The organism is Lysobacter sp. CA199 (genome assembly GCF_052078715.1).
GTDB lineage: Bacteria > Pseudomonadota > Gammaproteobacteria > Xanthomonadales > Xanthomonadaceae > Lysobacter.
Genome location: NZ_JBQJIL010000015.1, coordinates 162,251 through 188,628 on the forward strand (window position 1 = coordinate 162,251; position 26,378 = coordinate 188,628).

The following is a 26,378-nucleotide window of genomic DNA, read 5'->3' on the forward strand; positions in this document are numbered from 1 at the left end:
CCTTCGACCGGACCGCCGCCGGGGTTTGCCCGGGCCGGGCGGCTTGGCCTATCGTCGCGGCTTCTTCGCCGTCTGGTACGACCATGCGCCCCCGTGTGTTAGCCCTGTCCCTGGCGCTGTGCGCCACCGCCGCCCAGGCCGATGAAGGCATGTGGATGCCCTCGCAATTGCCCGACATCGCGCGACAACTGCGCGCAGCCGGGTTCAAGGGCGATCCAGGCGATCTGGCCGAACTGACCCGCGCGCCGATGAACGCGGTGGTCAAGGTCGGCGGCGCCACCGGTTCGTTCGTGTCCGGCGATGGCCTGGTGCTGACCAATCACCATGTCGCCTTCGGCGTGATCCAGTACAACTCCGGCAAGTCCGCGGACGGCCGCGATCGCGACTTGATCGGCAACGGCTTCGTCGCCGCCGATCGCGCCGCCGAACTGCCGGCCAACCCGGATTTCCGCGTGCTGGTGACCACCGGTTTCGACAAGGTGACCGATCGCATTCTCAAGGATGCGCGCGGCAAGAACGGGCGCGCGTATTTCGATGCGGTCGAAGCGGCGAGCAAGGTATTGGTGGCGCAGTGCGAGCGCGAGGAGGGGTATCGCTGCAGCGTCGCCAACATGTACTACGGCACCGACTTTTATCTGATCCGGCAGTTGGAGCTGCGCGACATCCGTCTGGTGTACGCGCCGCCCAACAGCATCGGCAACTACGGCGATGAGATCGACAACTTCGTCTGGCCGCGCCACAGCGGCGACTTCACCTTGCTGCGCGCCTACGTCGGTCGCGACGGCAAGCCGGCCGATTACTCGCCCGACAACGTGCCCTACACGCCGCCGGGGCATCTGCAGATCTCCACCGATCCGGTGCGCGAAGGCGATTACGCCATGCTCGCCGGTTATCCGGGGGTGACCTTCCGTCATCGCATGGCTTCCGAGTTCGCCCAGCAGATCCAATGGCAGCTGCCGTCGCGGGTGGCTTTGTACGCCGACATGATCAAGACCATCGAAGCGGCCAGCGCCGGCGATGCCGATGCGAAGGTGCGTTACGCCGCGCAGATCGCCGGGTTCAAGAACACGCTCAAGCGCGCCCAGGGCGAACTGGACGGCTTGCGCCGCAGCGACGCGGTCGATGTGCGCCGAGCCGACGAGACGGCGATGTTGGCCTGGTTGAACAAGCAATCCGAGGCCAAGGCGATCCGCGCCGACATCGACGCGGCGCAGAAGGTGCTCGAACACGGCGCTGTGATGCGCGATCGCGATCAACTGCTGACCGCGATCCGCACCCAGGCGCAGTTGCTCAACGCCGCGCTGACCGTGCAGCGGCTCGCCCAGGAACGCGCCAAGCCCGATGCCGAGCGCGAATCGGGTTATCAGCAGCGCGACGAGGGCCTGATCGCCGGCAAGCTCAAGCAGGTCCAGCGCCGGTACGCGCCATCGGTGGAGAAAGCCCTGTTGCTGGAACTGCTGAGCCAGTACAAGGCCTTGCCGAAGACCGCGCGCGTGGCCGAGTTCGATCGCGTGTTCGCCGGCGAAGACCGCGCCGCATTGCAGCGCACCCTCGATGCCTTGTACTCCGGCACCCGATTCGGCGACGAGCAGGTGCGTGCGCAGGCGATGACGTCCGACGCGGCCGCGCTGGCGGCGTCCGACGACAGCCTGCTCAAGGCCGCGGCCGCGCTGTTGCCGGCGGTGCTGCGCGCCGAAGATGAAACCAAGAGCCGCGAAGGCGAATTGCTGCGTCTGCGTCCGGCCTACATGCGCGCGCTGATCGCGTATCGCCAATCGCAGGGCCGCGCGGTGTATCCGGATGCGAACTCGACCTTGCGCGTGAGTTTCGGCGCGGTCAGCGCGATGGATCCGCGCGACGGCGTACATTATCGACCGCTGACCACGGTGCAGGGCATCGTGGAAAAGCACACCGGGGCCAAACCCTTCGACGCGCCGCAGGCGCTGCGCGAGGCGATCGCCAAGGGCGATTTCGGCAGCACCGTCGATCCGGAGCTCAAGACCCAGACCGTGGATTTCCTGACCAACCTCGATACCACCGGCGGCAATTCGGGCTCGCCGGTGCTCGATGCCAACGGCAGGCTGATCGGGCTCAACTTCGACAGCAACTGGGAGGCGGTGAGCGCCAGCTGGATGTTCGATCCGCGCTACAAGCGCGCGATCCACGTGGACATGCGTTACCTGCGCTGGCTGCTGGCCAAAGTGTATCCGGCGCCGCATCTGCTCAAGGAAATGAAGTTGCCGGCGGAATGATCCAGCCGCGGCGAGGCGGTCCGACCAACGGCGCCCCACTGTTCATGTAGCCCCACAGCCGTGCCGATGTGGGGCGAATGGCCCGAAAACCGGCCGTCCGCTGCGTTGCGCGACGGCGGCCACGGGCGCGCCCGGAGCCGGATCGGCAAAACTTTCCGGCCGATTTACCGTTATTTACCGTCATCCATCTCGTAAGGGGAACACGATGCGCTACACCGTATTGGCCGCCGCGCTCGCGGCAGGGACGCTGGGACTGGGCGTTGCGTCCACGGCCGTCGCCGTCGAGGGCATGTGGGTGCCGCAGCAGTTGCCGGAGATCTCCGCGCCGCTGAAGAAGGCCGGACTCAAGCTCAACGCCAAGCAGTTGGCCGATCTCACCGGCGACCCGATGGGCGCGGTGGTATCGCTCGGCGGCTGCACCGCCAGCTTCGTGTCGCCGCGCGGCCTGGTGGTGACCAACCACCACTGCGCCTATGGCGCGATCCAGCTCAACTCCACCGCGCAGAAGAATCTGATGCGCGACGGCTTCAGCGCCGCGACCGTGGAGGAGGAAGTCTCGGCCGGTCCGAGTTCGCGCATCTACGTGCTCGATTCGATCCAGGACGTGACCGAGCAGGTCAAGGCCGCGATCGACGATGCGGTCGAACCGATCGACCGCACTCATGCCTTGGAAGCGATCGACAAGCGTCTGGTCGCACAATGCGAGGCGCAAGCCGGTTACAGCTGCGATCTCTACAGCTTCTTCGGCGGCGGCACCTATCGCTTGTTCCGCAGGCTCGAGATCAAGGACGTGCGCCTGGTCTACGCGCCTCCGGGCAGCGTCGGCAACTACGGCGGCGAAGTCGACAACTGGATGTGGCCGCGCCACACCGGCGATTTCTCCTTCTACCGCGCCTACGTCGGCAAGGACGGCAAGCCGGCGGCGTATTCGAAGGACAACGTGCCGTATCAGCCCAAGCGTTTTCTGAAGATCGCCGACAAGCCGCTGGGCGACGGCGATTTCGTCATGGTCGCCGGTTACCCGGGCCGCACCAGCCGTTACGCGCTGGCCAGCGATTTCGACGCGACCGAGAACTGGACCTACCCGGTCACCTCGGCCCACGACAAGAAGCTGATCGCGCTGATCGAGGAGGTGTCCAAGAAGGATCCGGAGATCGGCGTCAAATACGCCAGCACCGTGCGCGGCATGCAGAACCGCTCGAAGAACTACGACGGCCAGTTGGAAGGCTTCAAGCGCATCGGCGCGGCGCAGAAGAAGCGCGCCGACGAACAAGCCGTGCTGCAATGGTTGGGCAAGCGCGGCGAGCAGGGCGCGCCGGCGTTGGCCGCGCACGAGAAGCTGGAGGCGGTCGGCGAGGCCGCGATCGCTCACCGTGAGCGAGATATGGCGTTCTCGCAACTGCGCAGGGTCGGCGTGATTTCGGCGGCGGGCACCTTGTACCGTCTGGCGGTCGAGCGCGCCAAGCCCGATGCCGAGCGCGAGGAAGGCTATCAGCAGCGCGACCTGCCGGCGATCAAGGCCGCCCTGGAGCAGATGGAGCGCCGTTACGATCCGCGCATGGATCGCGAGCTGCAGGCGTACTGGTTGCGCGAATACGTCAAGCTGCCGGCCGGCGAGCGCATCGCCGAACTCGACCGCTGGCTCGGCGGTTCCGACGAGAAGGCGATCAAGCGCGGGCTGGACAAGCTGGCCAAGACCAAGCTCGGCGGCACCAAGGAGCGGCTGGCGCTGTTCGACGCCGACCGCGCCGCGCTCGACAAGAGCAAGGATCCGGCGATCCAACTGGGCAAGGCGCTGTTGCCGGCGGTGCTGCGCCTGGAGCAGGAAGCCAAGACCATCGAAGGCGAAACCCTGGTCGCGCGCCCGGTGTATCTGCAGGGCGTGATCGATTACCGCAAGAGCCAGAAGCAGGCGGTGTATCCCGACGCCAACTCGACCTTGCGCATCACCTTCGGCAACGTCAAGGCCTACACCAAGCTCGACGGCAGCAAGCAGGCCTCGTTCACCAAGCTGGAAGAAGTCGCGGCCAAGGCCACCGGTCAGGAGCCATTCGACGCGCCCGCTGGCTTGCTGGAAGCCATCGCCGACAAGCGTTACGGCGGTCTGGCCGACAAGCGGCTGAAGACGGTGCCGGTGAATTTCCTCTCCGATCTGGACATCACCGGCGGCAACTCGGGTTCGCCCGTGCTCGACGCGCAGGGCAAGCTGGTCGGGCTGGCGTTCGACGGCAACTGGGAGTCGGTGAGTTCGAACTGGCTGTTCGACTCGACCATGACCCGCATGATCGCGGTCGATCAGCGCTACATGCGTTGGATCATGCAAGAGGTGTATCCGGCGCCGCAGTTGCTGATCGAACTGGGCGTGCCGGCGAAGAAGTAAGCCCACGCGCGGTCCATCGAGGTTCGCAGACGCCAGCCGCTCGCGCGGCTGGCGTTTTTTTTCGAGCGCCTTCGATTCGCCGCAAGCACTAACGAATTTTTAGCGTTATCGAACGAGTCGGAAGCAAAAACTGAGCGCCGAGCTACTGCGAACACCCACATGCCGTTTTCGCCATGGCGTTCACAGATTTACCCAGGCTAGACTCGGCCTTTCGCCGATCCAGGACGTTTTGATGCGATACACGCTGCTGGCCAGAACCATGGCCATGACAGGGACGTTGGTCTGCGGTCTGGTCTGGCACGGGACTGCGCAGGCGGTGGAAGGCATGTGGACGGCGCAGCAACTGCCCGAGCTGACGTCCGCGCTCAAGCAATCCGGCCTGCGGGCCACGCCCAAGCAACTCGCCCAATGGGCCGATCCCAAGGGCGATCCGCTCGGCGCGGTGGTGCCGTTGGGCGGATGCACCGCCAGCTTCGTCTCGTCCAAGGGCCTGCTGCTGACCAATCACCACTGCGCGCTCGGCGCGATCGGGCTCAATTCCACCCCGCAGCGCAATCTGCTGCGCGACGGCTTCAAGACCGGTACCAATAACGAAGAAGTCTCCGTCGGGCCGAACGCGCGCATCTTCGTGCTCGATTCGGTGCAGGACGTGACCGCCAAGGTCCAAGCCGCGCTGAGCGGCGCCGATCCGCTGGCGCGCATCGTCGCGCTGGACGTATTGGAGAAGCAGCTGATCGGCGACTGCGAGAAAACCGCGGGCTACGGCTGCCGCCTTTACAGCTATCTGGGCGGCAACCGCTACGAACTGCAGCGCAGCGTGGAGATCCGCGACCTGCGCCTGGTCTACGCGCCACCGGAGAGCATCGGCAACTTCGGCGGCGAAAGCGACAACTGGATGTGGCCGCGCCACACCGGCGATTTCGCCTTCTATCGCGCCTATGTCGGCAAGGATGGCAAGCCGGCGCGGTATGCGATCGACAACGTGCCGTATCAGCCCAAGCGTTGGCTCAAGATCGCCGACAAGCCCTTGGGCGCGGGCGACTTCGTCATGCTCGCCGGCTTTCCCTCGCTGACCAACCGTTACGCGATGGCCGACGATTTCCAGGCCAACGCCGAATGGACGTATCCGACCGTGGCCGCGCACTACAAGCGCCTGGCCGCGTCGATCGAGGCCGAGAGCCGCAAGAACCCGCAGATCGCCGCCAAGTACGCCGGCACGTTGCGCGGCTGGCAGGGCGCGGCGAAGAATTACGAAAGCCAGATCGAGAGCTTCCGCCGCGCCGGCACTGCGCAGATCAAGCGCAACGAGGAAACCGAGCTGCTGGAATGGCTGCGCGGCAAGGGCGCGGCCGGGCAAGCGGCGTTGGCCGCGCATGCGCGTCTGGTCGAACTGGGCCAGCAGGCGCGCGCCGAGCGCGATCGCGATCTGATCCTGGGCCAATTGGCGGCGACCGGGTCGTTGTCGGCGGCGACCCAGCTGTACCGTTCGGCGATCGAGCGCACCAAGCCCGATGCGCAGCGCGAACCCGGTTACCGCGACCGCGACCGCACCGCATTCGAGAACGGCCTCAAGCAGATGGACCGCCGCACCGAGCCGCGCATGGACCGGCAGTTGCAGAGCTACTGGCTGCACGAATACGTCAAGCTGCCCAAGGAACACCGCGTCGTAGCGCTGGACAAATGGCTGGAGGGCGAGGACGAGAAGGCGGTCAAGCGCGCCTTGGACCGCATCGCCAAATCGCGTTTCAACAATCCCGAACAGCGCGCCAACTGGCTCAACAGCGATCGCGCCGGGTTCGAACAGAGCAAGGACGCGAGCAAGGACGGCGCGATGTCCTTCGCCGTGGCGGTCATGCCGACCTTGCTGCAGATGGAGCAGGAGATCCGCGCCCGCGCCGGCGAAACGCTGATCGTGCGTCCGGTGTATCTCAAGGCGCTGGCCGATTTCCGCAAGAGCGTGGGCCGAGTGGCCTATCCCGACGCGAACGGCTCGCTGCGCATCAGCTACGGCACGATCACCGCATACACCAAGAGCAACGGCGCGCAGCAGCTGCCGTTCACGCGGGTCGACGAGATCGCCGCACGCAACACCGGTACCGCGCCGTTCAATGCGCCGCAGGCCTTGCTCGACGCGGTCGCGGCCAAGCGTTACGGCGCGACCTTGATCGACAAGCGGCTCGAATCGGTGCCGGTGAATTTCCTCGCCGATCTGGACATCAGCGGCGGCAACTCCGGTTCTCCGGTGCTCGACGGGCAGGGCAAGCTGGCGGGCATCGCGTTCGACAACAACTGGGAATCGGTGAGCTCCAGTTGGTTGTTCGACCCGGCCGCCACGCGCACGATTTCGGTCGACCAACGCTATCTGCGCTGGGTCATGCAGGAAGTGTTTCCCGCGCCGCGATTGCTGGCGGAGATGGGCGTGCCGGCGTCGGGCAAATGAAGCGCCCGCCAGCTTGATGTCCGACTGCAGGAGCGGCGCAAGCCGCGACAGCGACATCACAGATGCGACGCAAGCGAGGTTTCGCTGTCGCGGCTCGCGCCGCTCCTACAGGGAGAAACGAAACGGCGGCGATGCTTGCAAAAACAACGGGCCGGCAATGCCGGCCCGTTGCGTGTTCCCGCGGCGCATGGCGCTGCGCCGCTTGCGCATCAGTCGCGCGGCGGCGGGCAGATCATGTGGCCGCTGCTGTACTTGGCGGTGCGCACGCCCGATTCGGTGAGCACGCCGTCGCAGCTGAGCTGCGCTTCGCCGACCACGTTACCGGCGGTGTCGAAATAGAAATAGAACTCGCCGATTTCGTCCGGACCCGGTGGGCGGGCGAGGGCGACGGTGGCGACGAGGGCGGCGGCGAGGCCGATACCGGCAACGAAAGACTTACGCATGGCGAACTCCTGATTTCTTCAACATGGCGAAAGATGCGTCCGGCGCGACAGCTGCCGCGCGACGGAAGCGGGGGTACAACCGGTGGCGCGATGAGTTTCGCCGCTGCTGTCGCTCACGGCAGTTGCGCCCCTCATCGAACCGTTGCTGCATGAAACATCACCCGTGCGCGGCCACGACAGGCCGCGCGCCGATCACGCTTCCGGATCGCAGATGTAGTAGCCGACGCCGAAATCCTTGGTCGGGCGGCCCCAGGCTTCGCGCGTGCCGTCGCAGTGGATCGAGGACTGGCCGGACACCGAGCCGTCGGGGTTGTAGTAGGTGTAGATCTCTCCCGGACCGGTGGGACCGGGCGCGGCGAGCGCGGCGCCGACCGCGGCGAGCGCCGCGAAGCCGAGCGTCAGAGCGAGTTTCTTACGCATGATGAGGTTCTCTCTTCAAAGTGCCGGCAGATCGCCGGCGCAACGAAACTAGGCCGCGCGGAGCGATTACTCACCTGACAACTAACACCTGAACGTATCTTTGTGACATCGGTCGAATCCGTTCCACCGACGGCCTCGGACAAAACTGAGAACCGATCGACATACGCACATCGAATCGGCGATCGGGGTTCAATTCATAACGGGCCGGGGTTCGAAACCCAGGCGTCCATCGGCCGCCGCCCCGACATGCATGCTTGCCAAGCGCGCCCGCGCTGGCTTAGGCTGCGCGGGCAGTCGCGGATTCCCATGCCAGCCGGCCCCGTCTCCCGACCCGTGTCAGATGCCGCTTCCACGCGGCGCCGCTTGCGGCGGATTGGTCCCTGTTCAGGGGCGCGATTCCCACCCTGAGCGCATATCTACCCGTAGTGCCGGCTCGCAACGTCTCCCGTCTGTCCCTCACGACTTGGAGCTTGCGATGAAAGTACTGGCCTGCGATGGCATCCACGAAGACGGTCTGGCCCTGTTCCGCGATGCGGGCTGGGAAGTCGTCGTATCCGATCCGATCAAGGAACCCGCCGCGCTGGCCGCCGCGCTCAAGGGCGTGGACGCGATCCTGGTGCGTTCGGCGACCAAGGTGCCGGCCGAGGCGCTGGCCGACGCGGCGCAATTGCGCGTGATCGGCCGCGCCGGCGCCGGCGTGGACACGATCGATGTCGAGGCCGCCACCGAACGCGGCATCGCGGTGATGAACGCACCCGACGGCAACACCCTGGCCGCGGCCGAACACGCGATCTCGCTGCTGTTCGCGCTGGCCCGCCACATCCCCCGCGCCGACGCCGGTATGAAGGCCGGCGAATGGCCCAAGGCCGGCCTCACCGGTTTCGAACTGGAAGGCAAGAAGCTCGGCGTGATCGGTCTGGGCCGCATCGGCGGCACGGTCGCGCGCAAGGCACAGGGCATCGGCATGGAAGTGGCCGCGCACGATCCCTTCCTGCCCGCCTCGGCCGCCGGCAAGGGCAGCGTGCCGCTGAAGACGCTCGAGGAACTGCTGGCCTGGGCCGACGTGGTGACCCTGCATATCCCGCGCACCAAGGAAACCACCAACCTGCTGTCGGAAACCAGCATGCGCTCGATGAAGAAGGGCGCGTATCTGGTCAACGCCGCGCGCGGCGGACTGGTCGACGAAAACGCCTTGCTGCAGCTGATCGAAGAAGGCCATATCGCCGGCGCCGCGCTCGACACCTTCGTCACCGAACCGCTGCAGGCCGACTCGCCGCTGCGCGCGAATCCGAAATTGATCCTGACCCCGCACCTGGGTGCGTCCACCAGCGAAGCGCAGCAGGCGGTCAGCACGATCCTGGCGCGCCAGATCATCGATTTCGTCGCCACCGGCGCGGTCGCCGGCTGCGTCAATCTGCCGCCGCTGACCGCCGAAGCCGCGCGCGAAGTCGGCCCGTGGATGCCGCTGATGTCCTCGCTCGGCCGCCTGGCCGCGCGCCTGGTGCCGGCGCCGACGCGTCTGGAAATCACCTACGCCGGCCGTACCGACGCGCTGGATACGCGGCCGTTGTCGCGGTTGTTGGTCGCTGCATTGCTCGGTACCGCTTCGGGGCGGGTCACGCCCGTGAACGCATTGCAGGAAGCGGCGGCGCGCGGCCTGGTGGTGTCGGAAACCCTCGGCGGCGACGGCGACGGTTTCGATCGTCTGCTCAAGCTGCGCGTGGTCGGCGAGAACCGCACCCGCGAGATCGAAGCGACCTTGCATCGCGGTCCGCGCGTGGTGCGTCTGGACGGCGTGGAAATCGAATTCGACCCGCAGGCGCACGTGCTGCTGCTGCGCAACGAAGACCGCCCCGGCATGATCGGCGTGGTCGGCTCCACCCTCGGCGCGGCCGGCGTCAACATCGTCAACTTCGCCCTCGGCGCGGCCGGCGACGGTGAGGCGCGCGCGGCGATCACGGTCGATCGTCCGGTCAACGACGAACAGCTCGCCGCCTTGCGCGCGACCCCCGGCATCCTTTCGCTGGCGCAGGTGTAAGCATGCGCATCCTGCTTGCCCGTCACGGCGAAACCCCGTGGAACGCCGAAGGCCGCTATCAGGGCCAGGAAGACATCGCCTTGTCGCCGGTCGGCGAGAGCCAGGCCCGCGCGCTCGGCGCGCGCCTGCGCGACGTGTCGATCACCCGCGCGGTCGCCTCGCCGCTGTCGCGCGCGCGCTACACCGCCGAGTTGGCCCTGGGCGAGGAACGCGCCTCGATGCTCAAGCTCAATCCGGGCCTGATGGAAATCGCGCACGGCACCTGGGAAGGCCTGCTCGCCAGCGAAATCCGCGAGCGCGACGGCGACCGACTGCGCGCGTGGCGCGATACGCCGCATGAGGTGCTGATGCCCGGCGGCGAATCGATCTTGCACGTACTCGATCGCGCCTGGCCGGCGTTCGCGCGCGCCTGCGAAGGTTTGAAGGCCGACGACACTTTGCTGGTGGTGGCGCACGACGCGGTCAACCGCGTATTGCTGTGCAAGGTGCTGGGCATTCCGCTGGCCAAGCTGTGGACCTTCCGCCAGGCGCCGACGACGTTGAATCTGCTCGAAGGCGACGATGTCGATCGTCTGGAAGTGGTGCGATTGAACGATTGCAGCCATCACACGGCGTTGTTCGGAGAGGCGGTGCATCGGGCGTTGTAGTTCGCCGCGCGAAACGCCACGGCGCGCGAGGCCGGTTTCGCGCGCAGCTTGCGTGCGGCGACGCGGTGTCTTTGGGAAGGTCTGGATCAAGCACTGACGTGCTTGATCCGCGAGACGCGAGCAACGTCGGCTTGGACTAATCGGCCGAGTCATGCACGCCCAGCGACCGGACCTGTCCGCCGAACGATTTGCCAAACCCATCTTAATTCGCCGAATCGCCGCGCACCAATGTGCGTTTTTGTGCCCGAGCGCCGCAGCGCATCCAGTGCGAATCATGGAACCTCGCCCTGCGATCCACGGTGCAGGGGGCGTCGATTGCTGATTCTTTCTTCGAACTCAGCGGAGTCTCCCCTATGCCTACCCATGTATCCGCTCGTCCCAGTCCACTGGCCGCCGCCGCGGGCCTGTTGGCCTTCGCGCTTCCCGCGTTGACCGCATTCGCCCAGCCCGCGCTGCCCGACGGCAGCCTCGACCCCGGTTTCGGCCGCGGCGGTGTGGCGATCAGCGATTTCCCGCTCAACAACGATTGGGTCCACGCCGTCGCGACGCAGCCCGACGGAAAAATCCTCACCTTCAGTCGCGGCGGCGGTCCCACGCCGCACGATCCGACGTTCTTGCGCTGCCGCCTGTTGCGTTGGAGCAGCGACGGCAAACTGGACCCAACCTTCGGCAACGCTGGTCAAGCACTACTTAGTGGGCCGAGGGACAGCGCGGGGTTGCCCTCTTGTACCACCGTAGCCGTGCAGTCGGACGGAAAGATCGTGGTCGGCGGTACGCTGGGTTTCAATGTGCTGTTGGCCCGCTACACGCCCGATGGTCGCCTCGATCGCGATTTCGACGATGACGGCATCGTGGTCACCCGCGACTATTATCTCAACGAGCCCTATGAGATCGCCTTCCAGCCCGACGGCAGGATCGTGGTGGGCGCGATCGGTTTCGATGATTCGTCGAGCACGTTCACACCGGCGGTCGCGCGTTTCACCGCCAACGGCAAGCTCGATCCGAGTTTCGGTCGTGGCGGCGTTGCCGCGACACCGCTGCCCGAGCGTTTCGGCGGCGGTTCGGTAAGACTGGTGTTGCAGCACGACGGCAAGATCGTGACGGCCGGTTCGGTGCAAAACGCCAGCATGTTGATCCGTTATCTGCCCGACGGCCGCCTCGATCCGGCTTTCGGCGCGGGCGGCATCGTACGTTTCATCGGCAATAACCTCTACGACACGGTCAACGGGATGGTGTTGCAGGCCGATGGCAGCTTCCTGACCAGTCATAGCCTACGCACGTTCGATCCCGGCCCTGACTTCAAAGGTACGGTGATACGGCATCGCGCCGACGGCAGTCTGGACAGCGGCTATGGCTCGCCGCTGGTGCGCGGCAGCGGCCGCCTGGCCTTGCAGGCCGACGGCCGCGTACTGATGTTGGGCTACCACAACCGATCATCGGTGATGCAGCGAATCAATCCCGACGGCTCGCCCGACACCGGTTTCGACAGGCCGCGGATCGACTTCGGCGGTGTGGACGGCACCTTTCAGGCCATGGCGGTGCAGGGTAACGGCGCAATCGTGCTGGTCGCGTGGCTGGACGATCAACGCATCGGCGTGGCGCGCTTGCTCAGCCCGACGTATTGCCTGGCGGACCCGTTCAATCCCGGGCGCTACATCGGTTTCAGCGACAGCGGCTGGTTCTCCACGGCTAACAGCGGTGTCGGCGGCAACGGCTACGGCGTGGTCGGACGCGGCAGTATCCAGGCGTGGAATCGACCGGGCGTGGGGCAATATCATCGTTTGACCGCATCGGGCGCTTCGCCGGATTCGGTGTATCGCGTCGATGCATCCGTGCATACCGACGGCCGCTCCGGTTGGGGCTCCGGCAACGTGTTCGCCAACGGCGCGACGCCGGCCCGTTACGCGACCTTGGATGCGCGCATCAACGATATCGGTTGCAGCATTCGTTCCAGTCGATAGTCGGACGCCAAGCGGCGGGGCGCCGAGGCGAAGCCGATAGGCGCCCTGCCGTTCGCGAGCGACGCCCGGCAGTCCGCGGTGCCGTTGCCTCCGCGCGAACCACCCGGCCCGGACCCGAGTCTCAGCCTGCCTGACGCAGGAACTTCTGGGCGACAATACGCGGATGCAAACCCGCACTCTCGCCGACTGGCTCAGCTACATCGAACGCATCCACCCCAAGTCCATCGACATGGGGTTGGAGCGCATCCTCGCGGTGTCCAGGCGTCTGGGCCTCAAGCGCCCCGGGCGCAAGGTGGTCACCGTCGGCGGCACCAACGGCAAGGGCTCCACGGTCGCCTTCATCGAGGCGATCGCCCGTGCCGGCGGCAAGAAAGTCGGCGCGTATACCTCGCCGCACCTGCTGACCTATAACGAGCGCATCCGCATCGACGGCCGCGACGCGGCCGATGCCGACATCGTCGCCGCGTTCGAGGCCATCGAGGCCGCGCGGCTGAGCGGCGGGGAGGGCGGGATCGCGCTGACCTACTTCGAATACGGCACCCTGGCCGCGTTGTGGCTGTTCGAACGGGCCAAGCTGGATCTGGCGATCCTGGAGGTCGGCCTGGGTGGACGCCTGGATGCGACCAACATCGTCGATCCCGACGTCGCGGTGATCACCACGGTCGATCTGGACCACCAGGATTACCTCGGCGAGGACCGCGAAAGCATCGGGTTCGAGAAGGCCGGCATCGCCCGCGCGTTCAAGCCGCTGGTGCTCGGCGACGACGATCCGCCGTCGAGCGTGTTGCGCCACGCGTACGAGATCGGCGCCTCGGCGGTGCGCGCCGGTTGCGATTTCTTCTTCACGTCAACCGAAGAGGACGGAAACTGGCGCTGGCGCGAAGTGAATTACCAAGTTGACCTGCCAGCCCCCTTTCTATCCGCCCCGGTGCAACTGCGCAACGCCGCGGTCGCGATCGCCGCGTTGCGCGCGCTGGGCAGATCGCCGAGCCGCCAGGAACTGGCGCAGGGCGTGGCCGCCGCGCGCGTCGCCGGGCGGCTGCAGCGCTTCGAGCACGAGGGCATCGAGGTTCTGGTCGACGTCGGCCACAACCCGCAGGCCGCGCGCGAGTTGGCCACCTGGCTGGCCGCGCAGCCGCTGCGGCGCACGCATGCGGTGTTCGCCGCGCTGGGCGACAAGGACGCGCCGGGCGTGGTCGCGGCGCTGGCCGAGCGCATCGATGCCTGGCATCTGGCCGGCCTGGTCGGCAGCGGCCCGCGCGGCGTGAGCGTGGAGGCCTTCGCCGAACGCCTGCGCGACAGCGCGGCGGCGCAAGGCAGCCGCCATGCCGACGTCGCGTCGGCGCTGGCCGCGACCCTCGCGCAGGCGCGGCCGGACGAGCGGGTGCTGGTGTTCGGCTCGTTCCACACCGCCGCGCAGGCGCTGGAATGGCTGGCTGCGCACTCGGCCTGATCGATCGCCCCGCGTCGCGCCCCGCAGCGGGCGAGGCGCGCGCAACGGCCGCTTTATCCCGCGATTTTCTGAACATAGCGCTCCGACCCAAGCGCGTACACCGGTCCGATGCCCGCGCGGGGGTATAATTCACGCCGATAACCGGCCCTTGCGAGTGATCGAGTAGCGATGGAACCTGCCCTGAAACAGCGACTGATCGGTGCGATGGTGCTGATCGCCCTGGCGGTGATCTTCCTGCCCATGCTGATCAAGGGCCCCGCGCCGGAGAGCGGCGCGTCCGATGTCCCTTTGACCTTGCCCGAGCAACCGCAGGGCGGCGGCCAGACCGAAACCCGCGAACTGCCGCTGGTGACCCCGGGCGATGCGCCGCAAGGCGGCATGGTCGGCATGGAACATCCCGCGCCGACTGGCGACGGCCAGACGCTGCCGACCGTCGACACCGCGGCCGGCCGTCCTGACGGCATGATGCCGCCGTCCACCGCGGGCGGCGATTACGCGGTCAGCTTCGGCAGCTACGCCAGCGCCAGCGACGCGGATCGGGTGATCGCGGCGCTGCACGCCGCACGCCTGCCCGGCTATCAGGAAACCGCGGCCGGCGCCAACGGCCGCACCGTCTACCGGGTGCGGATCGGGCCGTTCGCGACCCAGGCCGACGCCGAATCCGCGCGCCTGAGCTCGACCAAGGTGCGCAACGACATCGGCGCCAAGGTCGTGGTACTCAACGCCGACGCGGCCGATCTGGCCACGCCGGCAGGCCCGTCGCAACCCGCCAAGCCGGCGCAGCCTGCGGCTGTCGCGCCCAAGCCCGAGCCCAGCAAGCCCGAGCCCACCAAACCGGCGCCGGTCAAGCCGGTGAAGATCGAGCCGCTGCCGGCCGAAACGCCCAAGCCGGCGCCCGCGAAACCCGTCGCGGCCAAACCCGAGCCCGCCAAGCCCGCGCCCGCACCCGCCAAACCCGCCGCCGCTGGCACCGGTTTCGCCGTGCAGTTGGGCGCGTTCGGCAACGTGGATGAGGCCAACAAGCTCCGCGACCGCGCGCGCGCGGCCGGTTTCAGCGCTTTCGTCGAACAGGTCCGCACCGACAAGGGCACGCTCAACCGCGTGCGTATCGGTCCGGTGGTCAACCGCGCCGACGCGGACAAGCTCAAGACTCAGGTCGCGGGCAAGCTCGGGATCGGCGACGCCCTGGTCAAACCGCATCCGTGATCGCGGACGGCGGGTGCGGGGCGGGGCCGCCAGTGAACGGCGGCCGGACACACTAAGGAGCGGCGCGCTATGACGGCACTGGATTGGGGACTGCTGCTGATCGTCGGCTTGTCGGCGCTGCTGGGCATGGCCCGCGGGCTGATCGGCGTGGCGGCGTCGCTGGCGGCCTGGCTGTTGGCCGGGCTCGGCGCGTTCCTGTTCGGCGGCGATGTCGGCCGCAGCCTGACCTCCGAGCTGGGCTGGGGTTCCTACGCCGCCGGTTATGCGCTGAGCTTCGCGGTGATCTGGATCGGCGTCGGACTGATCGGTTACGTGATCCGCAGCATCGCCCATTCCTACGGCCTGTCCGGGATGGACCGGATGATGGGCATGGGGCTGGGCGCGGTGCGCGGGGTGATCTTCGCCTGCGCCGCGCTGGTGTTCATGGCCATGACCACGTTGCCGCGCGAACGCGCCTGGCGCGAATCCAGCTTTGCCGCGGTGCTGATGCCGGGCGCCCGGCTGATGCGCAGCGCGCTGCCCGATCCGATGGCGGCCAAGGTCGATCTGGAAGGCCGCGGCAACTCGCTGCAGGCCACGGTCCAGGCCGAGGCGCGCGGCCTGGAAAAGAATCTGAAGCAGAAAATGCCCACGGGCTTGCCCGGCGGTCTGGGCGAGGCGATGTCGGGCGGCTTGGGCGGTTTGGGCGGCGGCCACGAAAGCGATCAGCGCGATCAGCGCGATCCGTCGCCATTGCCCTTGCCGCTGCCGGAACCTGAATCTGAATCTTCGTCCGGATTGGTCGGTCTGCTGCCGGGCGCGATGCGCGACCTGCTGCCCCAGTCCAAGCAGAACTCCAAGCACAACCGCGCCGAAGGTACCCAGATCGAAGGCGATCCGGCCCAAGTCGGCGCACAACGGCGCGACGACAAGCAGGTGCAGTGACTCGCGCCGGTCCGCCGGCGCAACGCTACATCGCGGCAAACGCCATCGAAATCCGGCTCCACGGCACCACAACGGACCGTGCCGAACACGTTCTTTCTCGCCCGCCATGAACGGCGGTCGAGCATTTGCGGCGCGCAGCGGCGATAATCCGCGCCGCCGCGGTCACGCGGCATTCGACTCTCAGGCAGGACCAGCGCTATGTGCGGCATTCTCGGAATCGTCGGCAACACGGATGTCGCCGCCCAGCTCTACGACGGACTCACCGTGCTGCAGCATCGCGGCCAGGACGCGGCCGGCATCGCCACCGCCGACGGCGCCCGCCTGCGCGTGCACAAGGGCAACGGCCTGGTCAGCGACGTGTTCGACGAGAAGGCCATGCGCCTGCTGGAAGGGCGGGTGGGCATCGGCCATTGCCGCTACCCGACCGCCGGCAGCGAGGGCTCCGACGAGGCCCAGCCGTTTTACGTCAATTCGCCGTTCGGCATCGCCCTGGCCCACAACGGCAATCTGATCAATACCGACATGCTGCGGCGCGAGGTGTTCGAGCAGGATCGCCGCAACGTCAACACCGAATCCGACTCGGAAGTGCTGCTCAACGTGTTTGCGCACGAGTTGGACCGTCAGCGCGTGCTGACCCCAGAGGCCGCGTTCGGCGCGATCGAAGGCGTCAACCGCCGTTGCATCGGCGGCTACGCGGTGGTCGCCACCGTGCTGGGCCTGGGCCTGATCGCGTTCCGCGATCCGCACGGCATCCGTCCGCTGGTGCTGGGCAAGCGCAACACCGGCGGCCAGGACGAATACGCGATCGCCTCCGAATCGGTGGCGCTGGATCTGCTCGGCTTCGAGCGTCTGCGCGACGTGCGTCCGGGCGAAGGCATCGTGATCAACGCGCGCGGCGAACTGTTCTCTCGCCAGTGCGCGCAGCCGCGCCAGCACGCGCCGTGCATCTTCGAATACGTGTACTTCGCCCGTCCCGACTCGATGATGGACGACGTCTCGGTGCACAAGGCGCGCATGCGCATGGGCCAGACGCTGGGCGAGAAGATCCTGCGCCTGCGTCCGGATCACGACATCGACGTGGTCATTCCGATTCCCGACACCTCGCGCGATTCCGCGCTCGAGATCGCCAACACCCTGGGCGTGAAGTACCGCGAAGGCTTCATCAAGAATCGCTACGTCGGCCGCACCTTCATCATGCCGGGACAGGGCGAGCGCGCTAAATCGGTGCGGCGCAAGCTCAATCCGATTCCGCTGGAGTTCCGTAACCGCGTCGTGCTCCTGGTCGACGACTCGATCGTGCGCGGCACCACCTCGCGCCAGATCGTGCAGATGGCGCGCGACGCCGGCGCGCGCAAGGTCTATCTGGCCTCGGCCGCGCCGCCGGTGCGCTTCCCGAACATCTACGGCATCGACATGCCGTCCACCGACGAGTTGGTCGCGCACGGCCGCACCGACGACGAGGTGCAGACCCTGCTCGGCTGCGACTGGCTGATCTACCAGGATCTGGACGCGCTGGAACAGGCGGTGTCCGGCCCCAAGCACCGCATCGATCACTTCGATTCCTCGTGCTTCAACGGCGAATACGTCACCGGTGTGGAGCCGGGCTATTTCGAGCGCATCCAGCAACTGCGTTCGGACGAAGCCAAGAAGACCCGTCGCGCCTCCTGAGCCGGGGCGCGCGCCGGCCATGCCGAACTTCAGCACGCTGTTCAATAGCAGGCTGTTCAATGGCAGTCTGTTCGACGCCGCGCGCGCCTGCCTGGACGCGGCCACGCCCGACGCCAAGGTCGAGCTGACTTTCGCCTGCGCGCAAGCCTATGCGCGCGGCGAACTGGCCACGCCCGACGACGCGCCCGCGCCGGAACCGGTCCGCATGCCCGGCCGCCCGGCACGCCCGGCGCTGGTGCATCCGCGCGAACTGCCCAAGCGCGGTTTCGGCACCGCCGAAGGCCGCGCGGCGTTCATTCACGCGATCGCCCACATCGAATTCAACGCCATCGACCTGGGCTGGGACGCGGTGTATCGCTTCCGCGGTTTGCCGGCGCAGTTCTATACCGATTGGGTCGGCGTGGCCAACGACGAAGCGCGCCACTTCACCCTGTTGCGCGATCGCTTACGCGAACTGGACTACGACTACGGCGATTTCGACGCCCACAACGGTTTGTGGGAAATGGCCGAGAAGACCGCGCACGACGGCTTGGCGCGCATGGCCCTGGTGCCGCGGGTTCTGGAAGCGCGCGGGCTGGACGTCACCCCGGGAATGATCGTCAAGCTGACCTCGATCGGCGACAAAGCCACGGTCGCGATCCTGGAAACGATCCTGCGCGAGGAAGTCGCCCACGTCGCCGCCGGTTCGCGCTGGTTCCGCTGGTATTGCGAACGCGCCGGAATCGATCCCAATCCGCGTTTCCGCGAGTTGCTGGGCGAGTACGCGCGCGCGGTGCTGTACGGGCCGTTCAACTTCCCAGCGCGCAGCGCGGCGGGGTTCGACGATGAGGAACTGCGGATGCTCGAGGCTTTCGTCGAGCGGTAGCGGGCCGCTGGTCGCTTGGCGGCGCGGCGGGATTGGGGAAAAGCGTCGGGGCTGAAGCCCCTCCCACAAAAGACTTCGCGGCTGACAGAACATCTCGCGGCTGAAATCTTTTCCGAATCGCTTCAGGGCTAAAACCTTCCTGCGCAAGCCTTGGGATACGAAGCTTGTGTCGAGGAGCTTGGCGACTGCGAAGTCTTTTGTGGGGAGGGGCTTCAGCCCCGACGCTTTCCTCTCAGCCTGCCGGCAAATCACTTTGCGTCGTTCCGCCGGCCTTGCCGTGCGCCGCCACGGCAGCTGCTGACTCTCCCAAGCAAAGCCCCGGCGCCATGCCATCCTGAGCACCCATATCGTTGGCGGTTTTCGCCCGGCATAACCACGCAGTCTCATCGTGCCGACCCGCGCGTCGCTGTTTTTTTTCTGTACCGGTTGCCCTGCCGCCCGCGTTTCGCTGCACCGCCGCAACGGCGGGCCATCGAAAGCAAAGTCGCCGCCCGCGCCGTGTGCGATCTTCTGCTTTCCTGGCAAGGGGAGGGGACAGCATGAAGCGATGGACGATCTGGGGTGCGGCGCTGTGCGCCGCGCTGTCGACGGCGGCATGGGCGCAAACCCCGGCCTTGTCGGAGGCCGATTACGCGCGCGCCGAGCGCGTGCTGGACTACAACCTGAAGGGCCGGATCAAGAACGCCACGGTGCGGCCGAATTGGCTCGCCGATGGTCGCTTCTGGTATCGCCGCGACGGCGAGCGTGGCGTTGAATACATTTTGGTCGATCCGGCCCGCGGCGAACGCCGGCCGCTGTTCGATGCGCCGCGCCTGGCTGCCGCGATGCAGGTCGACTTGCCGGCCGCACCCACGCCCGAACTGCTGACGCTGCACGCGGACGACGGCGCGCTCAGCGCGCGATTGCGCGGCGCCAAGGCGCGCGAGCTGGATTGCGATCTGCAGACCTATCGCTGCGCTGCGGTGGACTCGATCCACGCCGATCCGGGTTGGCTGCTTTCGCCCGACGGCAGCCGCGCGGTGTTCGTGCGCGAACACAACCTGTGGCTGCGCGACTTGCGCAGCGGCGCCGAACGCGCCTTGACCCGCGATGGCGAGCGTCATTACGGCTATGGCGTACAGCCCGATTTCTGGATGCGCGGCATTCCCAAGCTGCAAGGACGCGGCCAGACCCGTCCGTTCGAGGTGGTGTGGTCGCCCGACGGCCGTCGTCTGTTCGGCGTGCGATTCGACGAGCGCAAGGTGCTGCCGTATCCGTTTCTGGCGCTGGCGCCGGAGCATGGCTTCCGTCCGGTGGCTTACGAATTACGGCTGACTTTGCCGGGCGATCGCGAGCCGGCCCGCGACGAGTGGTTCGCGATCGAGGTCGACGCGGGCGGCGCGCGTCGCATCGCGATTCCGGCCGGATGGAACGCGATGCGCGAAGCTGGCGTGCTGGGTTGGTCGGTCGACAACGAGCGGGTGTACACCGCGATCGCCTACGACGGCCGTCCGGCGGGTGCGCGTCTGGTCGAGATCGGCTTGCGCGACGGCGCCGTGCGCCAGGTGCTCGAGGAGCGCTCGGACACCCGCGTGCAAGTCAACGATTTCCTGTACCTGCCGGCCGCCGCGCGCGTGCTCGCGGCGAGCGGCGAGGCGGTGTGGTATTCCGAACGCGACGGTTGGGGGCATCTGTATTTGTACGATCTGCGCAGCGGCCGTCAGATCCGTCGTTTGACCGGCGGCGAATGGGCGGTGCGCGATCTGATCGGCATCGACGAACGCCGTCGCCGGCTGTATTTCACCGCGGGCGGACGCGAGTCGGGCGATCCGTATGAGCGTCGTTTGTATCGGGTTTCGCTCGATGGCGGCGAGCCGACGTTGTTGACCGCGGAGCAGGCCGATCACGACATCAACGGCGGCGGCGGAACCTTGTTCGACGGCCGCGCCGCCGATCCTTTATCGCCGGCGCGCGACTATGTCGTCGATACCTACTCCACGCTCGACCAGCCGCCGCGCAGCGTGCTGCGGTCCACCGAAGACGGCAAGGTGATCGCCGAACTCGAACGCGCCGATGTGTCGGCGGTGGCCGCATCGGGCTGGTTGCCGCCGCAACGGCTCAAGTTCAAGGCCGCCGACGGACGCACCGATATCTACGCGACGGCCTACTTCCCGCCGGACTATTCGCGCGAACGCGCCAAGCCCGGACAGTACCCGGTGATCGACGCCTTCTACGGCGGGCCGCAGGTGACCAATGCGCCGGTCGCATACGTGGAGGCGACCGCGGCGATGAATCCGATTTCGCGTTCCAGCCTGGCTCGTCTGGGTTTCGTGGTGATCACCATCGACGGACGCGGCACGCCGGGCCGCTCGCGCGCGTTCCACGACGTCAGCTACGGACTCAAGCACGACCCGCAGGTAGAGGATCATGTCGCCGCGATCAAGCAACTGGCCGAGCGTTGTCCCGGCCTGGATCTGCAGCGCGTCGGCGTCTACGGCCATTCCTACGGCGGGTATTCCTCGACCCGAGCGATCCTGTTGCGGCCGGATTTCTACAAGGTCGCGGTGTCCTCGGCCGGCAATCAGAACTTTCAGGGCATGTACGGCGGCGGCGTATTGGGGCTGGATCGTCTGCTGACTGGCCCCTTGGACTACGGCAACGGCGAGCGCTTGCGACCCTCGCCCGACGCGGTGCCGACGGTGTACCGCGCGTTCGACAACGCCAGCCTGGCCGATCGCCTGCAAGGCAAGCTGATGCTGGTCTACGGCGACCTCGACGAAAACGCCTATCCGGCCGTGACCGTGCAATTCACCTCGGCGCTGATCCGCGCCAACAAGGACTTCGACCTGCTGTACCTGCCCAACCAGAACCACGAACTGTTCCGCAACGATCCGTACTACACCCGGCGGATGTGGGATTACTTCGTCGAGCATCTGATGGGCGCCAAGCCGCCGGCGAACTATCGCCTGAAGCCGCCGCCGAAGGTGGATCAGATGGGATACTGATCGGCAGGCGCCTTGCGCAGAGAGGGATGACATGCGGTTATCGATATGGAGATTGAGGGGGCGTATGCAAAATGCCTTGGCTTACTTGCGACACCTGTTGCGTGGACCGGGCGCGCGCCGCCAGCGAGCGATGGCCTATCTGCGCGACGGAGTGGTGTATGTCCGTCCGGAGAACCTGACCGTCCATCGGCTGGGGATGGGGACAACCCCGGTGGAAGCAGTGGAGGCGACGGCACCGGAAAGGCTGGGTGCAGCGATGGAACGAGCCTTGGCCGCATCGAGAGAGGGAGTGCCGCATCCTGTGGTCTGGGACGACCTGACCGCTCCCTTGCGCGAGGCGGCGAAGGTCAGATCCTGGTCGGCGTTTGTAAAGACAGCGAAGTTTGTCCAAATCGAACGTTCGGCCACGGAGGTCGTGTTCTTCCCATACAAGAACGTTGGGCCGAGAAAGAGGCACGAGCCTTTAATCGGCAAGGAACTCAGACGGCCTTCCACCTCGACGCAGATCGGCGAAGAATTGCTGGCCGTATTCGATCTGTGCGAGTGATCGCTCGGTGGCCGGATGCCCGCAATCGCGTTTCGGCGAAAGCGCGACCGTGACGGTGCAGGGCACGAGAGGCTAGTTCCACCACGCTCGCCATGGCCCGTCGGCATGGCAACGCCGCGATCGCGAAAGTCATCGATGTGTCAGCGCGATGACGGCCTGTGTGGGTGGTGCAATTGCCAAACCGCACACGGTTTCCGGGGAAGCCGTGCACAGGCGGCGTGCCGAATCCATCAACTGACGCCGATTTGAAATATCGCTTTCACACGTCCCCCACAGACTCCCGGGCTTCGCTCTCAAGCCGCCCAGAGTGATTAAGCGCAGCGGATTCTGCATCGCACGCGGCGGCCACTCACCCTTGGAAGTCCCCATGACGACGAAGACGACGCTCCTCGCCGCCTCGATTTTGCTGTGCCTGCAAGCCGGAACCGGCTTGGCCGCAGAACTCGCGCCCGCCACCGCCAGCGCCGACGCGGGCACCACCGCCGACGCCGGCCGCGACGCCACCACGCTCGACGCGGTCTCGGTGGTCGGTACCGGCCAGACCCGTCAGGTGCAGGCGCTGGGCCGCGCCGAACTGCAGCGCGAAGCCGCCGGCACCAGCCCGCTGAAGGTCATGGCCAAGCTGCCGGGCGTGCACTTCCAAAGCTCCGATCCGTGGGGCAACTACGAGTGGTCGAGCAAGCTCAGCATCCGCGGTTTCTCGCAGCAGCAGCTTGGTTTCACCCTCGACGGCGTGCCGCTGGGCGACATGAGCTACGGCAACCACAACGGCCTGCACATCGGCCGCGCGATCAGCTCGGAGAATCTGTCCGGCGCGGAACTCTCGCAAGGCAGTGGCGCGATCGATACCGCGTCCTCGGGCAACCTGGGCGGCACGCTGCGCTTCTTCAGCTCCGATCCGGCCGCCGACTTCGGCGTGCGTCTGGCCCAGACTTTCGGCAGCGACGCCACCAGCCGCAGCTACGCGCGCCTGGACACCGGCGACCATAACGGCTTCAGCGCTTATCTGAGCGGCGTGTTCCACACCACCGACAAGTGGAAGGGCGACGGCCCGCAGCGCAACAGCCAGTTCAACGGCAAGTTCGTCTACGCCGGCGAGGACTTCAAGATCACCGGCTTCGCCGATTCCTCGCGTCGCCGCGAAACCGACTACGCCGATTTGTCGCTGGAATCGGCCCAGCGCCTGGGCATGGACTGGGACAACTACGCCAAGGATTGGCAGCGCGCGATCGACGCGGCCGGCGGCATCTTCCGCGGCGGCGTCACCAGCCTGGACGATGCGTACTACATCGCCCGCGGCGTGCGCGACGACGACCTGGTCTATCTGAGCGCGGATTGGAACGCCACGCCCGACCTGACCCTGTCGGCGACCGCGTACTACCACACCAACAAAGGCCAGGGCCATTGGGCCACGCCGTACTCGACCTCGCCGACGGTGCCGATCCGCATGCGCACCACCGAATACGACATCGAGCGTACCGGCTTCATGCCCAACCTGAGCTGGCAGATCGGCAATCACCGCCTGCAGGCCGGCCTGTGGCTGGAGAAGAACGACCACGGCGTGCAGCGCAACTTCTACGACCTCAACCGCAACGAGCCGCCGGACGAGATCTTCTTCTATCGCAATCCCAGCGCGCGCGTGTTCCGCCAGCGCTTCGACACCGATACGCGCATGTACTACGTGCTCGATCACATGGAGTTCGCCGACGGCCGCTTGGCCGTGGACGCGGGCTTCAAGGGACTGCGGGTGGAGACCGACGGCAAGACCCTGATCGGCGGCGCCAGCCGCGCCAGCGGCAAGCTGGTGTCGGAAGACAACTTCCTGCCGCAGCTCGGTGCGCGCTGGCAGCTCAGCGAACACGAAGAAATCTTCGGCTCCTACAGCGAGAACCTGTCGGCGTTCCGCACCGGCGTCAACGGTCCGCATTCGACTTCGCAGGCGGCCTTCGACGCGGCGGTGAAGACGCTGGAGCCGGAAAGCTCGAAGACCTTCGAGGCCGGCCTGCGCACCAGCCGCGATAGCATCGAGGCGTCGGTTGCGGTGTACCGGGTCAATTTCGAGAACCGCCTGTTGGCGATCGCGCGTTGCGCAGGCATCGTCGGCTGCGCCTCCAGCTTCGCCAACGTCGGCGACGTCGACAGCCGCGGCGCGGAGATCACCGTGCTGTGGAAGCCGATCGCCGGTTTGAGCTGGTACCACTCGCTGGCGTTCAACGATTCGCAGTACGAGTCCGACTATCTGGACGGCACTACCCTGGTGCGGACCAAGGGCAAGCAGGTGGTCGATGCGCCCAAGCGTCTGTATGCGACCGAAGTGCGTTGGGAGCAAGACGGTTTGTCGCTGCAGCTCGGCGCCAAGTACACCGACAAGCGTTATCTGACCTATCTCAACGATTCCAAGGTCGACGGCTTTTGGGTGGTCGACGCCTCGGCTTCCTACGAATGGAAGCAGTTGTCCTGGGCCGATGCGTTCAAGCTGCAGTTGAACGCGACCAACCTGTTCGACAAGGAGTACTTCGGCAGCCTCGGCACCAACGGCTTCGTCGCCTCCGATCCGCGCGGGCTGAACTACACCGTGCAATCGGGCGCGCCGCGTCAGGTGTTCGTAACCGCGGAAGTGCGGTTCTGATCGGCGCCAACCCGGTCCGATGACTTCGCACGGCTTGTCCGCGTGCGAATGGATCGCAACGAACGCCCGGCTTCGGCCGGGCGTTCGCGTATCGGTGTATGTGCCATCAGTCGACTCGTTAGGCATAGCGCAAACTCGTTAGTATTCGAGCGGGGATGCGAGCGGGGGAGAGTCGCGATGGGGATCGGATTTCGAGTCGCCAGCACGTCTTGGAAACGGCGCATGTGGGCCAAGCCCAGCGTGTCGGCACTGGCGCGCGAACTGCGTCGCACCTGCCAGGAAGCCTTGTCCGAGCCGATGCTGCGCGAGCGCTTGAACCTGTGGCAGCGCGAGCAGGGCGTGAGCGTGGCCTGGCATCCGGCCGAGGAAGGCTTGTCGATCGACCTGCGCGCCGACGGCAGTCTGCTTGCCTGGGCCGCCACCAATACCATCGGCCCCGGTTATCACGCGTTCCTGATCGACTTGCTGGATAGGATCGCCGCGCAGTGGGGATTGCGTTGGCTTTGGGACGATGCGGGCGAGGACGAGGGCGGCGATGAAACCGGCTATGCCGTTCATCGCGACATGGCCCGCTTGCAGGACGAAATGGCGGCGTGGTTGCGGCAGATCGCCAAGATATTGCTGCAACACCACGATGCCGAGAATCTGTTCGTATCCATGCCGATCGGGCCGTTGCCGCGCTTCGCCGGTTTCGTCGGCTCGCCCATGGGCATCTGGAGCGAGGAACGTTTCCGAGCCGTCGCCGACGATGCCGGCGAAGCCTCGCGCTTGGCGCGCGAATTCTTTCCGTGGTGGGAGCGCGGCTTCGGCGCGGATTTCTGGAGCGGGATCGCGCGGGTGGGCCTGTGGTGCGACGTCAGCTGGGTCGGTCCGCGCGATCAGGCCGAACGCGACACCTTGCGTCGCGTGCTGGAGAGCGATCGCCGCGCGACCGCGCTCGATCCGCGCCGCGGCCTGGAGCCGGCCCTACGCGACGAATTGCAATGGTTGCTCGAACGCGGCGCGGAGATCGAACTGCCGCAGGCCGAAGGCCCGGGCTACAAACGCCTGCCCACGCGGCACAGCTTGTACGACGAGCCGTGGAGCGTCGAGGTGCCGGGCCACTTCATCGAACATCGGCTCAACGAAGACAAGAATCTGCAGTACGTCGGCGACCGCCGCGCGGTCTACGTCAGTTCGCTGAGCATCGCCGCGGCCGCCGCCGGCCCGCCGCCGGCTGCGGAATTGCTGGAGACCGCCAATCGCGAAGCTCCCGCGGACCTGCAGTGGACGCAGGACGAAATACTGGGTTGCGCGCATTGGGAACACGACGCCGGCGGCGGCGTGCGCCACCTGTACACGGCCTGCGCGGTCGACGGCCACGTGCTGCTGCTCACCATCACCGACGAACTCGACGCCCCGGGCGACTGGGCCGAAGCGGTGGCGCGTTCGGTGCGTTGGGCGTCGCGAGCGGATTGAACGGCGCGACCGGGGCCGCCGGACGCGTTCCCAGCAGGGCAGCGGGAACCGCCGTCCGCAATA

Annotated in this window: 17 protein-coding genes; 15 read left to right on the plus strand and 2 right to left on the minus strand. The window is 66.8% G+C overall.

Annotation, left to right across the window (positions count from 1 at the left end; all coding sequences use genetic code 11):
• Positions 1 to 83 precede the first annotated feature (83 nt).
• From ACTOWJ_RS25510 to ACTOWJ_RS25520, 3 genes are all read left to right on the plus strand, one after another.
• Entirely contained in the window at positions 84 to 2,252 is a 2,169-nt protein-coding gene (locus tag ACTOWJ_RS25510; protein ID WP_441337430.1) for a S46 family peptidase, read from the plus strand.
• A gap of 289 nt (positions 2,253 to 2,541) precedes the next feature.
• Positions 2,542 to 4,632: a S46 family peptidase gene (locus tag ACTOWJ_RS25515; RefSeq protein WP_441337482.1), complete on the plus strand. Its 2,091-nt coding sequence runs from the start codon at positions 2,542 to 2,544 to the stop codon at positions 4,630 to 4,632.
• Between the two features lie 325 nt (positions 4,633 to 4,957).
• On the plus strand, positions 4,958 to 7,072 hold the full coding sequence (locus ACTOWJ_RS25520) for a S46 family peptidase (RefSeq protein WP_441337483.1): 2,115 nt from the start codon (positions 4,958 to 4,960) through the stop codon (positions 7,070 to 7,072).
• 209 nt (positions 7,073 to 7,281) lie between these two features.
• Here ACTOWJ_RS25520 and ACTOWJ_RS25525 read toward each other — a convergent pair whose 3' ends face one another.
• Both ACTOWJ_RS25525 and ACTOWJ_RS25530 read right to left on the minus strand, forming a co-directional pair.
• Positions 7,282 to 7,515 carry a DUF6289 family protein gene (locus tag ACTOWJ_RS25525; protein WP_441337431.1) on the minus strand — a complete coding sequence of 78 codons (234 nt, stop codon included), beginning with the start codon at positions 7,513 to 7,515 and terminating at the stop codon, positions 7,282 to 7,284.
• Positions 7,516 to 7,707: 192 nt separating this feature from the next.
• A complete protein-coding gene (locus ACTOWJ_RS25530) occupies positions 7,708 to 7,935 on the minus strand; it encodes a hypothetical protein (protein WP_441337432.1) in 228 nt (75 codons plus the stop codon).
• 475 nt (positions 7,936 to 8,410) lie between these two features.
• Here ACTOWJ_RS25530 and serA point away from each other — a divergent pair, with 475 nt between their 5' ends.
• The 12 genes from serA to ACTOWJ_RS25590 all read left to right on the plus strand — a co-directional run bounded on the left by serA (position 8,411) and on the right by ACTOWJ_RS25590 (position 26,315).
• The gene (serA, locus tag ACTOWJ_RS25535) at positions 8,411 to 9,973 is read left to right on the plus strand and encodes a phosphoglycerate dehydrogenase (protein WP_441337433.1); all 1,563 of its coding nucleotides are present in this window, start codon (positions 8,411 to 8,413) and stop codon (positions 9,971 to 9,973) included.
• Positions 9,974 to 9,975: 2 nt separating this feature from the next.
• The gene (locus ACTOWJ_RS25540; RefSeq protein ID WP_441337434.1) at positions 9,976 to 10,620 is read left to right on the plus strand and encodes a histidine phosphatase family protein; all 645 of its coding nucleotides are present in this window, start codon (positions 9,976 to 9,978) and stop codon (positions 10,618 to 10,620) included.
• 353 nt (positions 10,621 to 10,973) lie between these two features.
• On the plus strand, positions 10,974 to 12,581 hold the full coding sequence (locus ACTOWJ_RS25545; protein ID WP_441337435.1) for a hypothetical protein: 1,608 nt from the start codon (positions 10,974 to 10,976) through the stop codon (positions 12,579 to 12,581).
• Positions 12,582 to 12,744: 163 nt separating this feature from the next.
• The gene (gene folC / locus ACTOWJ_RS25550) at positions 12,745 to 14,034 is read left to right on the plus strand and encodes a bifunctional tetrahydrofolate synthase/dihydrofolate synthase (RefSeq protein WP_441337436.1); all 1,290 of its coding nucleotides are present in this window, start codon (positions 12,745 to 12,747) and stop codon (positions 14,032 to 14,034) included.
• A 168-nt stretch (positions 14,035 to 14,202) separates the two neighbouring features.
• Positions 14,203 to 15,240 (plus strand): SPOR domain-containing protein, encoded by a 1,038-nt coding sequence (locus tag ACTOWJ_RS25555; RefSeq protein ID WP_441337437.1) that lies wholly within the window; start codon positions 14,203 to 14,205, stop codon positions 15,238 to 15,240.
• 69 nt (positions 15,241 to 15,309) lie between these two features.
• Positions 15,310 to 16,164, plus strand: a complete 855-nt coding sequence (locus ACTOWJ_RS25560) for a CvpA family protein (RefSeq protein ID WP_441337438.1) — start codon at positions 15,310 to 15,312, stop codon at positions 16,162 to 16,164.
• Between the two features lie 198 nt (positions 16,165 to 16,362).
• Entirely contained in the window at positions 16,363 to 17,832 is a 1,470-nt protein-coding gene (gene purF, locus ACTOWJ_RS25565; RefSeq protein WP_441337439.1) for an amidophosphoribosyltransferase, read from the plus strand.
• Positions 17,833 to 17,851: 19 nt separating this feature from the next.
• Complete coding sequence (locus ACTOWJ_RS25570) at positions 17,852 to 18,697, plus strand: ferritin-like domain-containing protein (RefSeq protein ID WP_441337440.1); 846 nt, start codon at positions 17,852 to 17,854, stop codon at positions 18,695 to 18,697.
• Positions 18,698 to 19,236: 539 nt separating this feature from the next.
• Positions 19,237 to 21,681: a DPP IV N-terminal domain-containing protein gene (locus ACTOWJ_RS25575; protein WP_441337441.1), complete on the plus strand. Its 2,445-nt coding sequence runs from the start codon at positions 19,237 to 19,239 to the stop codon at positions 21,679 to 21,681.
• Between the two features lie 64 nt (positions 21,682 to 21,745).
• Positions 21,746 to 22,228: a hypothetical protein gene (locus ACTOWJ_RS25580; protein ID WP_441337442.1), complete on the plus strand. Its 483-nt coding sequence runs from the start codon at positions 21,746 to 21,748 to the stop codon at positions 22,226 to 22,228.
• Positions 22,229 to 22,595: 367 nt separating this feature from the next.
• On the plus strand, positions 22,596 to 24,857 hold the full coding sequence (locus tag ACTOWJ_RS25585; protein WP_441337443.1) for a TonB-dependent receptor: 2,262 nt from the start codon (positions 22,596 to 22,598) through the stop codon (positions 24,855 to 24,857).
• Between the two features lie 222 nt (positions 24,858 to 25,079).
• The gene (locus ACTOWJ_RS25590) at positions 25,080 to 26,315 is read left to right on the plus strand and encodes a hypothetical protein (protein ID WP_441337444.1); all 1,236 of its coding nucleotides are present in this window, start codon (positions 25,080 to 25,082) and stop codon (positions 26,313 to 26,315) included.
• Positions 26,316 to 26,378 lie beyond the last annotated feature (63 nt).

Bases quoted from the DNA above. Each gene is read 5' to 3' on its own strand.
- ACTOWJ_RS25510 (WP_441337430.1), top strand. From the start codon at position 84: ATGCGCCCCCGTGTGTTAGCCCTGTCCCTGGCGCTGTGCGCCACCGCC.
- ACTOWJ_RS25515 (WP_441337482.1), top strand. From the start codon at position 2,542: ATGTGGGTGCCGCAGCAGTTGCCGGAGATCTCCGCGCCGCTGAAGAAG.
- ACTOWJ_RS25520 (WP_441337483.1), top strand. From the start codon at position 4,958: ATGTGGACGGCGCAGCAACTGCCCGAGCTGACGTCCGCGCTCAAGCAA.
- ACTOWJ_RS25525 (WP_441337431.1), bottom strand. From the start codon at position 7,515: ATGCGTAAGTCTTTCGTTGCCGGTATCGGCCTCGCCGCCGCCCTCGTC.
- ACTOWJ_RS25530 (WP_441337432.1), bottom strand. From the start codon at position 7,935: ATGCGTAAGAAACTCGCTCTGACGCTCGGCTTCGCGGCGCTCGCCGCG.
- serA (WP_441337433.1), top strand. From the start codon at position 8,411: ATGAAAGTACTGGCCTGCGATGGCATCCACGAAGACGGTCTGGCCCTG.
- ACTOWJ_RS25540 (WP_441337434.1), top strand. From the start codon at position 9,976: ATGCGCATCCTGCTTGCCCGTCACGGCGAAACCCCGTGGAACGCCGAA.
- ACTOWJ_RS25545 (WP_441337435.1), top strand. From the start codon at position 10,974: ATGCCTACCCATGTATCCGCTCGTCCCAGTCCACTGGCCGCCGCCGCG.
- folC (WP_441337436.1), top strand. From the start codon at position 12,745: ATGCAAACCCGCACTCTCGCCGACTGGCTCAGCTACATCGAACGCATC.
- ACTOWJ_RS25555 (WP_441337437.1), top strand. From the start codon at position 14,203: ATGGAACCTGCCCTGAAACAGCGACTGATCGGTGCGATGGTGCTGATC.
- ACTOWJ_RS25560 (WP_441337438.1), top strand. From the start codon at position 15,310: ATGACGGCACTGGATTGGGGACTGCTGCTGATCGTCGGCTTGTCGGCG.
- purF (WP_441337439.1), top strand. From the start codon at position 16,363: ATGTGCGGCATTCTCGGAATCGTCGGCAACACGGATGTCGCCGCCCAG.
- ACTOWJ_RS25570 (WP_441337440.1), top strand. From the start codon at position 17,852: ATGCCGAACTTCAGCACGCTGTTCAATAGCAGGCTGTTCAATGGCAGT.
- ACTOWJ_RS25575 (WP_441337441.1), top strand. From the start codon at position 19,237: ATGAAGCGATGGACGATCTGGGGTGCGGCGCTGTGCGCCGCGCTGTCG.
- ACTOWJ_RS25580 (WP_441337442.1), top strand. From the start codon at position 21,746: ATGCAAAATGCCTTGGCTTACTTGCGACACCTGTTGCGTGGACCGGGC.
- ACTOWJ_RS25585 (WP_441337443.1), top strand. From the start codon at position 22,596: ATGACGACGAAGACGACGCTCCTCGCCGCCTCGATTTTGCTGTGCCTG.
- ACTOWJ_RS25590 (WP_441337444.1), top strand. From the start codon at position 25,080: ATGTGGGCCAAGCCCAGCGTGTCGGCACTGGCGCGCGAACTGCGTCGC.